Source organism: Bartonella sp. CL434QHHD (assembly GCF_042195145.1).
GTDB lineage: Bacteria > Pseudomonadota > Alphaproteobacteria > Rhizobiales > Rhizobiaceae > Bartonella.
In genome coordinates, this window is the sequence record NZ_JBHINT010000015.1 from 35,890 (window position 1) to 50,314 (window position 14,425).

At 36.8% G+C, this 14,425-nt stretch carries 10 protein-coding genes and 2 pseudogenes; 2 read left to right on the forward strand and 10 right to left on the reverse strand.

Annotated elements, in window-relative coordinates; translation table 11 throughout:
- Positions 1-326: 326 nt before the first annotated feature.
- Positions 327-1,952, reverse strand: a complete 1,626-nt coding sequence (locus tag ACFILN_RS02920; protein WP_375670821.1) for an ABC transporter substrate-binding protein — start codon at positions 1,950-1,952, stop codon at positions 327-329.
- Between the two features lie 1,206 nt (positions 1,953-3,158).
- Here ACFILN_RS02920 and ACFILN_RS02925 point away from each other — a divergent pair.
- Positions 3,159-3,338 (forward strand): annotated as a pseudogene (locus tag ACFILN_RS02925) (integrase); the annotation flags it as partial.
- 245 nt (positions 3,339-3,583) lie between these two features.
- Here the strand turns inward: ACFILN_RS02925 and ACFILN_RS02930 are convergent.
- The 6 genes and pseudogenes from ACFILN_RS02930 to ACFILN_RS02950 form a co-directional block, all read right to left on the reverse strand.
- Positions 3,584-4,213 carry a DNA-3-methyladenine glycosylase I gene (locus ACFILN_RS02930; protein ID WP_375657937.1) on the reverse strand — a complete coding sequence of 210 codons (630 nt, stop codon included), beginning with the start codon at positions 4,211-4,213 and terminating at the stop codon, positions 3,584-3,586.
- Positions 4,191-5,621, reverse strand: a complete 1,431-nt coding sequence (xseA, locus tag ACFILN_RS02935; protein ID WP_375660258.1) for an exodeoxyribonuclease VII large subunit — start codon at positions 5,619-5,621, stop codon at positions 4,191-4,193. Before xseA ends, ACFILN_RS02930 begins: the two co-directional genes overlap by 23 nt.
- Before the next feature lie 14 nt (positions 5,622-5,635).
- Positions 5,636-5,808, reverse strand: a pseudogene (locus ACFILN_RS09690) (ABC transporter substrate-binding protein); the annotation flags it as partial.
- Positions 5,809-6,020: 212 nt separating this feature from the next.
- Complete coding sequence (locus ACFILN_RS02940; protein ID WP_375670824.1) at positions 6,021-7,652, reverse strand: ABC transporter substrate-binding protein; 1,632 nt, start codon at positions 7,650-7,652, stop codon at positions 6,021-6,023.
- A gap of 358 nt (positions 7,653-8,010) precedes the next feature.
- Complete coding sequence (locus ACFILN_RS02945; RefSeq protein ID WP_375637873.1) at positions 8,011-8,196, reverse strand: hypothetical protein; 186 nt, start codon at positions 8,194-8,196, stop codon at positions 8,011-8,013.
- Between the two features lie 378 nt (positions 8,197-8,574).
- Positions 8,575-10,200 carry an ABC transporter substrate-binding protein gene (locus tag ACFILN_RS02950; protein WP_375670826.1) on the reverse strand — a complete coding sequence of 542 codons (1,626 nt, stop codon included), beginning with the start codon at positions 10,198-10,200 and terminating at the stop codon, positions 8,575-8,577.
- Between the two features lie 1,104 nt (positions 10,201-11,304).
- On the opposite strand from ACFILN_RS02950, the gene ACFILN_RS02955 reads away from it, so the two are divergent.
- Positions 11,305-11,586: a DUF6460 domain-containing protein gene (locus ACFILN_RS02955; protein ID WP_273790723.1), complete on the forward strand. Its 282-nt coding sequence runs from the start codon at positions 11,305-11,307 to the stop codon at positions 11,584-11,586.
- Positions 11,587-11,608: 22 nt separating this feature from the next.
- On the opposite strand, the gene ACFILN_RS02960 is transcribed toward ACFILN_RS02955, so the two are convergent.
- The 3 genes from ACFILN_RS02960 to ACFILN_RS02970 form a co-directional block, all read right to left on the reverse strand.
- Positions 11,609-12,418, reverse strand: a complete 810-nt coding sequence (locus ACFILN_RS02960) for a TIGR02186 family protein (protein ID WP_375670828.1) — start codon at positions 12,416-12,418, stop codon at positions 11,609-11,611.
- Between the two features lie 2 nt (positions 12,419-12,420).
- Positions 12,421-13,341 carry a sulfite exporter TauE/SafE family protein gene (locus ACFILN_RS02965; RefSeq protein ID WP_375613503.1) on the reverse strand — a complete coding sequence of 307 codons (921 nt, stop codon included), beginning with the start codon at positions 13,339-13,341 and terminating at the stop codon, positions 12,421-12,423.
- 178 nt (positions 13,342-13,519) lie between these two features.
- Complete coding sequence (locus tag ACFILN_RS02970; protein ID WP_375631209.1) at positions 13,520-14,338, reverse strand: hypothetical protein; 819 nt, start codon at positions 14,336-14,338, stop codon at positions 13,520-13,522.
- Between the last annotated feature and the right edge of the window lie 87 nt (positions 14,339-14,425).

Genomic DNA, 14,425 nt, shown 5'->3' on the forward strand with positions numbered 1-14,425 from the left:
TTTTAAATAGCATAGCATTAGACATCAATTTCATTTCATCAAACTAAGCATCTATAAAATAATTTTCTTATACATCAGTCTATATTCTGGATGCAGAGAATCTATAACTATAAACAAAGATCCTCCCCAATATAACTTTCTATATTCATCGCTCCCTATAAACGATCTTAATTATATACTGCTACTGCACAAACATCCCTCACAATTTCATCCTTAAAAAACTGAAGAGCTTTTATATGGGAGAATATTTTCATCATGCAATTATGATTAAGCTCTTTTTATATGATTAAGCTCTTTTTAGCTTTGACAACATTAAAACGACACACTTATTTTTCAATTGCACTATAAAAAATACGCGGTGCACTATTCCAAACCCACTTTTTGACATCAGGCGTCATCGCGACAACGCTATATTGTTGAAAGATAAACGCATAAGGTCCTTTTTGCATAAGTTCACGTTGTAAATCAGCATAGAGTTGTGCCCGTTTTTGCGGATCTTTTTGAAACAGCGCCTCTTCAACTTTTTGATTCATCTTGGCATCAAAATACCCATGCTTCCAACTAGGATAGGCTGTATTTCTAGCCTCAAACCGATTATCTGGATTGAAAATAAGACGTGAAGCCATTGTATGAGGATCCGCAGAATCATTATTCCATCCGATAAAAGCCGTATCAAAAGCCCGTGCATTCACTTTTGAAAACAACTGTGTACCTGCTACACGTTCAATTTTAAGACGCACGCCCGCCTGTGCAGCACTATCTTGAAGTGACTGAGCAAGTAACAAAGTATAAGGAGTGTTTGACACGAGAAAATTTGCCTCAAATCCGTTCGGATAACCGGCCTCTGCTAAAAGCTGTTTTGCTTTTTGAATATCAAGCTTAAAGGGTTGCCCCTCTTTTTCATCTAAAGCCCCAAAATTACCAAGAGGAATAAAACTGGCCCGTGGAATACCAATCCCTTTAAGAAGCTTCTTGCCAAGACCTTCATAATCTATAAGATAACGCATCGCCAAGCGTACTTTTTCCTTAGCAAAAATAGGATTCGTCGTATTGAATCCCCAGTACATCATAGTTGGCACTAACACTCTTTCAACTTTAACATCTGTTGTTTTTTGCAGATCTGCAAGATCTTCAGGTGTCAAATTACGAGCAACATCAATATCATGTTTTTGCAACAACAAGCGTTGTGTTCCGGGCTCTGCAACATGGCGAATTAAAATCTGCTTCAGTTTAGGTGCTTGTCCCCAATAGTGAGAGCTTGCACGCAACAAAAGAGCTTCTCTAGGGCGCCAACTTTTTAACTGATAAGGACCAACACAAGCAGCATGACTCTTCAAATACTGATTTCCAAAATCGCCATCTTTTTCGTGTTTCATAATCGTCTTACGATCAAGCAAAGCTGTTGCACGACTCGCAACAATATTATTAAGAATAAGCTCTGCTGGATAAGGCTTATCAAATTTCATCACAACTGTTTTCTTATCAGGAGCTTGCAAAGCATCATCAACATTTTGTTCTGTAATTCCATATTCATTAAAAATTGCCGCATTACCCATCTTCAATTTGACAATCCGCTTCATACCCCAAACAAGATCATTGGCATTGGCTGATCTGCCATCATTAAACTTCAAACCATCACGCAAATGAAAAGTAATCACCGTACTGTGATCATCACCTGAAACATCCCAATGCGTTGCTAAAGCAGGAACTATTTTAGCAGGATCATCTGTCGCAGTACTCACCAAGTTATCACAAATATTGTAAATAATTTCACTTGCATAAACATCATTGCTTTGGGCGGGATCAAACGTACTGATTGCATCAAGATTCCAAGCCATCACAAGGGTATTAGCCGGTGTTTTTGCTGAAACCTGTTGTCCAACTACCCCCAAAGCCATAAGAGCAGCAACAAGAGAGCTGCTACTTTTTAATATTGTTTTCTTCAAGTTCATAAACTTTTCCCTTTATTTATTTTTTATCAATTAATGACGCTGAAATAATATAGCAAATTTATAATTATAACATTGAATAAATACGTTCTAATCGCTTATATTTTTAATCACCTACACAGAGTCATCTACTTGATAAATTCATTGACTTACGTCTCAATAAACCATAGCGAACATACAATATATGTTTTACTAACCAGTATTACATTCTTTTCATAACCTTTCTTTGCATATGATAATGCACTATATCAGTTCCCTATTAATCATCAATAAGCCTTATCGCCCCAAAAAATAGTGAGCTTTAAAAAATCATTACGCAAAAATTTATGAATTCATTATTCTATTCCTTTAGGCGATATTTAAAATAAAATATGCAAACTTTAAAAATAGTTATCCCCCTCAAACACTCAGTTTCAAGATGCGGCGCATCTTTACTACATGACAAAAACGACACTGGAATAGCAGAAAGACATAAGAAAATATCTTTTCTAAAACGCTATCCCCCACAAAAAGCTGCTTAATCTTTTGAAAAATAAGTGTCAAAAGTTTTACGTTTTTACCAACAAAACCAAACGCGTTAACAAAGATAAAGGAAAAATGAGAAGAATCATTCCTTCCACGCTTTATCTTTTGAAAAATAAAGCTTACAATAAAAGAATACACACTAAAATGCATTCCCCCATTGATAAAAACAAAATTCATTAGACGCTTCCCCCCTAAAGACATAACGAATATAACCCCTTCTAAACTTTAGTGTGCATCATTGCTTTGCCACTATAAAAATAGAGCATAAAACAACATACAGCAACAGAACTCTCGTTTCCAGCGGAAACATACAGAGATTCAACGAAGCAATGTAGTGGATACAAGCCTGCATGAGCTTAATCATCTTCCAAAAAATTGGAGCGCACACGCGGCAAGATCACTCTACTAATAGAGGAAAGCTATCAGATAATAAAACCCAACACAAGCAGCTTGAGTCATTTAACTTCAATTTTTCATCGCTGTATTTTATTTTTATTACCTAGGTAAGCATTGAGCAATCGACCTACATATAAATAAACCGACAGTCATACAAGCAAAGTAAAACAATGCAACAACAGCACCCCATCTAAAAACCACTTTGCATTCGTCAATAAGCATGAATAAAATATTCATTAATTATAACGGTCATGTCATTAACAGAAATAAAAAAAACTCTTCTCAACCATTACAAATGCCAAAGACTGTTGCACAACATTGAGAGCTAGTAAAGTGTGTGATGGTGCCGATTTGCTCCTTCATAAGCGTAAAGATGGAGGTGCTCAATGGATTTACCGTTGTACCATTCACAGGCGCCACCGCGAAATGGGTTTTGGTGTACTAAATGTTTCTTTAAAACATACAAGATATTACCATTATCTCACTTCAGATACATAACAGTTAAGGTATCACTCCTTTTGGCGTCTGTTTTTTCATCCTCAAAATTATACCTTTATCGTTTTTAGTGCCAACAACAGTAGAAAATCATTAATATTGTATAGTTTGTATATTTCAATTATCTTATACAGTGAAATTGTATAATCTATACATTTATTAAATAATTCAATTATTATCCTATTGATCATTACTCTTACAAAAGACAGTTTGCCAATTTATCGACAAAAACATCCTTCAAGATGATCATTAACAATCCCTACGGACTGCATAAAAGCATAACAAATTGTGGGACCAACGAATGTCCAGCCACGTTTCTTCAAGTCTTGAGAAAGACGAAGAGAAGCAGGTGTCATAGGGTTAGCCAACAGTGTTTGAAAATCTATTTTTTCATAACGCTCTGATGGTGGTGGCTGAAAAGACCAAAAATAGTGGGACAAACTTCCCCACTCTGTTATAATTTCTTGTGCTCTCAATGCGTTATTAAGCACTGATTGAATTTTTCCTTGATGGCGAACAATGTCTTTATTCTGCATTAACATTTGCACCTTTAGCTCATCATAATGAACAATCTTTTCAAAGTCAAAGTGATCAAATGCAATGCGAAAAAAAAAGCGTTTTTTTAAAATTGTAAACCAAGAAAGTCCCGCTTGGAAACCTTCAAGACAAATTTTCTCAAACAAACGAATATCCTCAAAAATAGGCTTTCCCCATTCGGTATCATGATAAGCACAATAAAGTGGATCCGTTCCAGCCCATGCGCAACGAACTTTTCCATCCACTCCCTTAAGAAGACCTTCCGCAAGCATGGCATTAACCCTCGTATTAAAAGAGCATTCCTTGATCATCGCTAGGCGACTTTATTTGCTTGTGTTTTGAACGTTTAGCGGAAATAGGCTCTTGTGTTGCAACACTGATATCTCCATCAAAAAAACGTAAATTTATGTGCCCTGTTTCTGGAAACTGAGCCAAGCGTTTAATGGGCTTATTCTCTTTCCCCAAAGCCAAAACAAAACCGCGCTCCAAAATATTCTGATATGAAGTGCTTTTTAAAAGCCTAGATACTACCTCTAACCCAGCACGTTGTTTTTCCACACTACGCACAAAAGCACGCTGAAGACGTGCCGTATATTCCTTTGTATTGCGTTGTGCTTTTTCACTATTTAACAAACGCGGTGAAAGACGCACACCAAGTGCATGAAAAGAAAAACGTTTTTTATCGTAGCTCACACAAAGAGCACGCTGCAATCGACTTGAAGTTTCATCCAAACCACGCCGTGGTAGAGCAAAAAGTTGATCGGCAGTCGGAAGAGCTCGTAGAGTAGCTCGCAATTTTTGTCGATAAAAATCCAAATAACGCGCTAGTCCCTTGCGCAAACGTGCAGCAAGCGATGCCACCAGCACCTCAAGATCAAGCTTAACAGGAACAGCCCGTTCTGCTGCGGCGGTGGGAGTTGGAGCACGCCAATCAGCCACATAATCAATCAAGGTCCAGTCCGTTTCATGCCCAACAGCAGAAATAACAGGAAGAGAAGATTCATAAACAGCACGAACAACAGCTTCGTCATTAAACCCCCACAAATCTTCTAAACTTCCCCCTCCCCGTGCAACAATAATAAGATCAGGCTTAGGAACAACTCCTCCTAAAGGCAACGCATTAAAACCTTCAACAGCAACAGCCACTTCTTTCCCACTTGTTTCCCCCTGAACACGTACAGGCCAAACCAAAATATGCAACGGAAAACGATCGGATATACGGTGAATAATATCACGAATAACAGCACCTGTTGGTGATGTTACAACGCCTATAGTTCGAGGCATATAAGGCAAAGTTTTTTTCTTAGCTTCATCAAACAAGCCTTCTTCTAAAAACTTTTTCTTACGATTTTCAAGGAGTGTCATCAAAGCACCAATCCCTGTTGGTTCAAGAGCCTCAATGACAATTTGATATTTCGATGATCCTGGATACGTCGTAAGTTTACCAACAGCAATCACTTCCATCCCTTCTTCAGGAGGAAATTTGAGCTTTTCCATCATTCCACGCCAAATAACAGCTTCCAACCGTGCCTTATCATCTTTTAAAGCAAAATAAGCATGTCCCGAAGCATGAGTACCACGGTAACCTGATATCTCCCCACGTACCCGTACATAACCAAACTTTTCTTCAACAACACGCTTTAGGGCCCCTGCTATTTCGGAAACAGTGAATTCTGCCACATTTGTTACACCTGTTTTTTCACTAAACAAACTTACCATTTTTCAATTCTTTACGCCCGTTTCTGTGAATCTTTTTGAAACAACACATCTTTAAACTTTTGATTTATAGCTTCATCAAAATACCCATAACACCGGCTAGAGTAGTTTATATTTTTAATTTCAAATCGATTATCAGGGTTGTAAAAAAACTTGAAGCCGTTTTATGGGGATATCTAGAGTCATTATTTCATTCGAAAATTGTATCAATAGAAGTTTAAATATTCAATCTTAACATTCACACAAACACATCTTTTATAAGAATTCCTGAAATAAAATTCTCTACACAACATAGAAATCCATTCCAGATAAAATTCAACGTATTGCAAAGTGTTAAAGAGCTTTGCAATACATCAAATATATCATGATCATGTTTTTTATATTTTATAAACCTGATCCTTCTTATTTTTCAATTGCACTATAAAAAATACGTGGTGCACTATTCCAAACCCATTTTTTAACATCAGGTGTCATCGCTATCGTGTGATACGTCTGATAGATAAAAGCATAAGGTCCTTTCTGCATAAATTCACGTTGCAAATCAGCATACATTTGCGCCCGTTTTTTTGGATCTTTTTGAAACAATGCATCTTGAACCTTTTGATTCATAGTTTCATCCAAATACCCATGGCACCAACTCGCATAGCCTGTATTTTTAGCCTCAAACCGATTATCAGGATTGTAAATAAGGCGTGAAGCCATTGTATGGGGATCCGCAGAATCATTATTCCATCCGAAAAAAATCGTATCAAAAGTACGTGCAGATAGTTTTGAAAATAACTGCGTGCCTACGAAACGTTCAATTTTAAAACGCACCCCCACCTTTTTTGCATTGTCTTGGAGAGACTGAGCAATAGGCAAAGCAAAAGGATAAGGAGAGGCACCGGCAAAAATACTGGCCTCAAAACCATCCGGATAACCTGCCTCTGTTAAAAGTTGCTTTGCTTTTGGGAGATCAAGTTTAAAGGGTTGTCCTTCTTTTTCATCCAAAGCCCCAAGATTACCAAGAGGAATAAAACTTGCACGTGGAATACCAACATCTTTGAGAAGAGTCTTACCAAGTCCTTCATAGTCAATAAGATAGCGCATCGCTAAACGTACTTTTTCATTGGCAAAAATTGGATTTGTCACATTGAACCCCCATATGATCACGGATGGCTCTAACACTCTTTCAACTTTAATATCCGTTGTTGCTTGAAGATCTGCCAAATCCTCTGGCATCAGATTACGTGCAACATCGATATCGTGTTTTTGCAACAATAAACGTTGTGTTCCAGGTTCCGCAACATGGCGAATTAAAATCTTCTTCAATTTAGGCGCCTCCCCCCAATAATTGGAGCTTGCACGCAACAAAATCCCTTCTCCAGGACGCCAACTCTCTAGCTGATAAGGACCAACACAAGCAGAATGACTTGCCAAATACCGGTTTCCCATATCACCATTTTTTTCGTGTTTCATCAGTGTCTCACGATCAAGCAAAGCAAGAGTACGACTAGTGGCAAAATGGCTAAGAATAAGCTCTGCTGGATAAGGTTTATCAAATTTCATCACCACCGTTTTGTCATCCGGTGCTTGAAAAGCCTCATCAACGTTTTGTTCTGTAATCCCATATTCATTAAATGTCGCCGCAGTAGCCATCTTCAATTGAACAACCCGCTTCATGCTCCAAATCAGATCATTGGCATTCGCAGGACGACCATCGTTGAACTTCAAACCATCACGCAAATGAAAAGTAATCACAGTACTCTGATCATCACTTGAAACATCCCAACTCTTTGCTAACGAAGGAACCATTTTAGCAGCATCATCTGTAGCAGAAACGACTAAATTATCACAAACATTGACAAGAACTTCATTACCATAACGATCATTGATTTGTGCGGGATCAAATGTACTTATTGTATCAAGATTCCAAGCCATCACAAGCGTATCAGCAGGTGTTTTCGCTGAAACTTGTTGCACAAACATCCCCATTGCAAGAACAGCAGAAACAAAAGAACCGCCCTTTTTCAATATTTTTCTTTTCACGTTCATAGAATTTTCCTTTTAACGTTTATTGTATAAATTCCCCATGCAGCAAAACGTGCTTAATAATTAAGTTTAGACGAACGATAGGCTCCTAAAGATCAAACTTTAAAACCTTCAAGAACAAGCACCTCTTGTCAATGACTCCTCCTGTCTACACTTATAAGCCAAACTAAAACATACAAAGGAAAACACTCTGATATACAATGAACGCTCACCAACAACAGAGCTTATTCACGATATCATAACGCCTACTATTAAAGACTATAAAACCTGTATTTTTTCTATCTTATTAAGCAAGCTTGTCTCGTATTTCTTCCGGCGTGTTCTATACCATCAAAGCACTACCCCTTTTGGCTCAAGTACCTTAATAACAAAGAGCCTTCATAATAATTTGACGATTTGATAAAACAGGAAAATTTGTCAGTTTGCCAAGTGCAACGACTTTTATTCCTTCTTCAAAAGAAAATTTAATTTTTTCATCACTCCCCGTAAAATAACACCCTCCAAATGACATCTCATCATCTTTCAAAGCAAAAGAAAATATGAACACTATAAAAAACTGATATCCCTTGTGTACCCACCCATAACAAAACTTTCCTTCAACACAGCAAAACCTTTGCACCTTTAGCACCACTAAATTCCGCGATATTTGTTACACTTAGTTTCTTTATGTTATACTCAGTTTTTTAACAAATAAATTGACCACTTTCTAATTCAGAGAAATTGAAATATCGATCTTAACATCCACTTAAATACACCTCTAATGAGAATGAAAAATATCTTTAAACGAATGTCTTGAAAAGACATTCAACAATATATCACGCATTACCTATGATCTTCGACGCATTGCAAAACTTGAAAATTTATACAATACGCCGAATATATCATGACGATGCCCTTTATCTATTGAACAGCATTGAAGACACTCTTATTTTTCAATTTTACTATAAAAAATATGTGGCGCACTATTCCAAACCCACTTTTTGACATCAGGCGTCATCGCAATAACAGTATATTTCTGATAGATAAACGCATAAGGTCCTTTTTGCATAAGTTCACGTTGTAAATCAGCATATATTTGTGCCCGTTTTTGCGGATCTTTTTGAAACAACGCCTCTTCAACTTTTTTATTCATTTTGGCATCAAAATACCCATGCTGCCAACTAGGATAGGCTGTATTTTTAGCCTCAAGCCGATTATCTGGATTATAAACAAGACGTGAAGCCATTGTATGAGGATCCGCAGAATCATTATTCCATCCGATAAAAGCCGTATCAAAAGCCCGTGCATTCACTTTTGAAAACAACTGTGTACCTGCTACACGTTCAATTTTAAGACGCACGCCCGCCTGTGCTGCACTATCTTGAAGTGACTGAGCAAGTAACAAAGTATAAGGAGCATTTGAGACAATAAAATTTGCTTCAAATCCGTTCGGATAACCGGCCTCTGCTAAAAGCTGTTTTGCTTTTTGAATATCAAGCTTAAAGGGTTGCCCCTCTTTTTCATCCAAAGCTCCAAGATTACCAAGAGGAATAAAACTGGCCCGTGGAACACCAATCCCTTTAAGAAGCTTCTTGCCAAGACCTTCATAATCTATAAGATAACGCATCGCCAAGCGTACTTTTTCCTTAGCAAAAATGGGATTTGTCATATTGAATCCCCAGTACATCATGGATGGTTCTAACACTTCCTTGATTTTAACATCTGTTGTTTTTTGCAGATCTGCAAGATCTTCAGGTGTCAAATTACGAGCAACATCAATATCATGTTTTTGCAACAACAAGCGTTGTGTTCCGGGCTCTGCAACATGGCGAATTAAAATCTGCTTCAATTTAGGCGCTTGTCCCCAATAGTGAGAGCTTGCACGCAACAAAAGAGCTTCTCCAGGGCGCCAACTTTTTAACTGATAAGGACCAACACAAGCAGCATGACTCTTCAAATACTGATTTCCCAAATCACCATCTTTTTCGTGTTTCATAATCGTGTTACGATCAAGCAAAGCTGTTGCAGGACTTGCAACAATATTATTAAGAATAAGTTCTGCTGGATAAGGTTTATCAAATTTCATCACAACTGTTTTCTTATCAGGAGCTTGCAAAGCATCATCAACATTTTGTTCTGTAATTCCATATTCATTAAAAATTGCCGCATTACCCATCTTCAATTTGACAACCCGCTTCATACCCCAAACAAGATCATTGGCATTGGCTGATCTGCCATTATTAAACTTCAAACCATCACGCAAATGAAAAGTAATCATCGTACTGTGATCATCACCTGAAACATCCCAATGCGTTGCTAAAGCAGGAACCATTTTAGCAGGATCATCTGTCGCAGTACTCACCAAGTTATCACAAACATTGCGAACAATTTCACTTCCATAAACATCATTGAGCTGCGCAGGATCAAACGTACTGATTGCATCAAGATTCCAAGCCATCACAAGGGTATCAGCCGGTGTTTTTGCTAAAACCTGTTGTCCAACTACCCCCAGTGCAATAAAAGCAGAAACAAGAAAGCTGCTCCCTTTCAATATTTTTTTCTTCAAGTTCATAACTTTTCCTTTTAAATAAAGTTTATTATATAAATTTCCCACGCAACAAGAACATGCTTAATCATAAGGTTAGACGATCCATAGGCCCCTAAAACAAAGTATTAAAACTTTCAAACAGCACCACTTTCCAACCTTTTCTCCTGTCCATACTTAACAAGCCCCCAATATGCACCGAAAAGCAATTTAATATATGATGAATGACATAACCCATCACAAATCTATTGATAATATTACAACGTCTACCATTGAACGCGATAAGACAAAGACTTCTTCTCTATTATCAGGCAAGCTTGTCACTTCTTTCTTCTAGCGTTTTTATGCCATCAAAGGGCTCTCCCCTGTTAACTCAAGCGCCTTAATAACGAAGAACCCTAATAATAATTTGATATTTTAACAAAACAGAAAAATTCACCCATCGGCTAACATGAAACACCTCTACCCCTTCTGCAAGAGGAATTTTGAATTTTTCCATAATTCCCCACTAAATAACGGCTTCTAATTATATCTTATTTCCAAATAAAAGGAGCACGGGCACCACAAACCTCTTACATTCCCTCACGCGGATATACATAACAAAACTTTTTTCAATATCGTATTTTTAATATCTTTGCTCCTTTAACAACACTCAATTCATTGCTTATCATTGCTTACATTTTTTCAGAAAAAAAGATCTTTTCAATGCACCAAGGTTGAAATATCTAAATATAATACTTATATAAGCACACCCTTATTAGAATAGATAGTCTTTTTTTAAGTAAACTGTCTTGAAATATTATTTCTATACACGACAATAATAAGTTCGTTACAAAATCTTCAATATACTAGAACTCTCACTCTGATGTGAAATATCGAAACGTTATAAAATTTCTCTACAAATTCTCAGAAACGAAAGAATATCCCTTTATTTAATAAAAAAGGGCCATGAAAATATCGCAAAAAATGCAATAAAACATGTGTATATTTCAAAAACCAGCACCGTTAACCAGACTAAGGTGATAAACTCAAAAAGTAAGAAAAAATAAAAAAATGTTTTTCCTTTATGATAATAACATCGCTGTACCATGATAATACAATAAAAAACACGATCTTTGAAAGTATATTAAAATGAAGCGAAAAAAAAAATTATTAGATTCTTTTCATGCGTTTCTTGGAGAAAAATCAAGCCGCGTTAGTCTAAAATTGCTTATCCTTTCATTCTTCATTGGTATCGTAATGAATTTTTTGGGATGGACACCTCGAAACCTCATACAAAAAATAGTCGATTTTTTTCAATCACTATGGGAAGCAGGATTTATAACGCTTACAAATTTCTTCCATATAACTATGACAGGAGCTATTGTTGTTGTGCCTATTTTTCTTATCTTACGAATTTTTCATAAAAAATAAAAGCCTTAACATTTTCCTTGCGTTAATCTTTTCGAAAAATCAAACGACACAAAAATCCTGTAGTAATAGCAATAATCACTGCAACAATACCATATAAAAAATGATACTTGTGCGCTGCATAAAAAATTGTATAGGTGATATGTGCTTTAACAATTTCAAGAGTCGTTGTTGCACTATCAATAAACTGTCCATCACGAAAAAGATAAGCACGAACTTTATAATGTCCAACCGGGATATTTGCTGGCAAACGAAAATGCGCTGTGAAAAGTGTGTCAGAACCAAAACGAACCCCACCCACTTCCTCATAATAAAGGCTTTTAGCTTTTTGCAATTTTATAAGTTCATCGCGAAAGATTTGTATTTTTTTCTGATCTTGTTCATCCGTCTGCAATGGCAAATAGAGTAATCCTAACCCTAAGCGTTTATAATCTTCAATGCTCGTAATATCGTAAATTTCACGTGTTGTGACCATAGAGTAAAAAAGAGGAACCTTTTTAAAAATAAGAGAATCTGTATTGACCCATACACCGGCATTGCGTTTTTTTTCTCGCATCACCATTGTCCGATCTTGTCCCTCCAAGCTTACAACAATATCATAACGGTTCTGTCGAGAATATAACGGATCAATATTTTCCAAAACACCAGCAATATAAAGATCACGACCAGCAAAATTTGCATCCACAGTAATCGTATTCGTTGTTACAATAATTTGGACAGTTTCGTGGTCAACTTGATCAATGAATGTAGCTGGCGTCCCAACATGTGACCATGTAGAAAAAGAAATAAAACAAAAGCAACCTGTAATGATGTATAAAGAAAATAATCTACCCATTTTTATCTCATAAGAATATCCAGAGAGAAAAGATTATCAGGGCGTATAAATAATTGAAAAGCAAGACGCATACACACAATCAACACTAAAAATGCAAGTGCCATACGCAATTGTTCAGCCTTTAACTTCCGTCCAACCCGTGTTCCATATTGCGCACCAATACTTCCTCCAAGCATTAACAAAAAAGCCAAGACAATATCAACGGACTGATTAGTCATACTTTGCAAAACTGTCGTGAAAGAAGACACAAATGTAATCTGAAAAAGTGAAGTCCCAATCACCACACTGGTTGGAACACGCAGAAGATAAATCAATGCTGGTATCATAAAGAACCCCCCACCAATTCCCATAATAGAAGACAACAACCCCACAATGAGACCAATCCCTAAAACTGGAATAATGCTAACATATATCATAGATGTCCGAAAACGCATTTTTAAGGGTAAGCGATGAATCCAATTATGTCGACCAGCAAGACGAATATTGGCTTTTCCTGCCTTACGCTTGCGCATCATATCATACCAACTTTCAACGATCATCAAGCTTCCTACACTTCCAAGAAGAATCACATAAAGAAGCGAAATCATTAAGTCTAATTGACCTAACTTTTTCAAAACAGAGAAAACCTGAATCCCGATTAAAGAACCAATCCCTCCTCCAATCGCCAAAAGAATACCAAGTTTAATATCGAGCGTACGTCTTCTAAAATGTGTAATTGCTCCTGTTACAGATGACGCAATCATCTGGTTAGCACCTGTTCCAACAGCAATAGCAGGAGGAATATTATAAAAAATCAATAACGGCGTGATGAGAAACCCACCACCGATTCCAAAAAGTCCTGAAAAAAAACCAGCAACGACTCCCATACCAATCAAGATCAGCATATTGAGTGACATTTCAGCAATTGGTAAATAAATACTCACTTACAGAACCTTCAAGATAATTTGAGGTTTTTTTACAATTAGAGAATCCTTCTCCAATTATCCTCTTTTCCAATAATCTCTGTTGCGTGTTTAAAAGGATAATTTTAGTTGCTATAGCTTCCGCACAAACACGAATGCGCAATACATTTCACATCTATTAACATCAACATCATAAAAATTAAAAAAAACGAGCTCCTTTTAAAAAGCTATAAAAACATAACGTTATCGCTACCACAAATGCAACGGTTAAAAAACAAAGAACACCTTTTTTTAGCAAATAAGATAAAAACGACACATGTTCCCGAGACTGCGTCCTTAAAGAAGAAAAATCATTCTCAATACAATGATTAGATGCCTGAGCACCCATCATACCTTTTTCTTCTATCACAGCATGCTCCACTACCCCCTCAACCTTTTTAAAAGAAGATTTCAGAGCATCACTGGGCAAAGGGCTTCTATCTTCTTGCTGCACCGTATTTTCAACATTTGTTTGGAGTGAAATTATGCTGTTTTCTTTCGAAAAATTTTGCACCTTTTGAAGTAATAAGCGTTCTTGATTTCCCTCACATTCCATGTGAGCAAGTTTTTGTACAACAGAATCAGGTGATTTTGAACGAGACACCCGTCGTGTTACCGCTGCTTCTTCTAAGCTTTTTTTTTCACTCTGCAAACTTTGAACAATTGTTTTAATCTGCTCCAAAGACTGGAAAAGCTTTTTTTCTCTTTGACGACGTATATAATGTTCAGCCAAAATGGCCCGACTAATATCATCTAAGTAAGATTTAAAATGCTCTTCTACCGAACTCTGCTGCATTAAAGAACGAGGCGAATGCTTCATTTGCATTTGCGCATAAACGGTGCGTAATTTTTGAGCAATATCCGACATCGTTACTTCTACAGAAGTATCCATGCTCTCTTTCTGTTCAACAAAAGAAAAGACTTTATCGTTCCTAACCTGTTTGGTCGCCTGGCCGATCGTATGACCCTTCGTATTCACAAACGCCTACCCCTCATTAACCTTTTTGAAAAGAATCGCAACAAATGATGAGAAAGTGTGCTCTATTTTAGTAAATAGAGCTTTAAG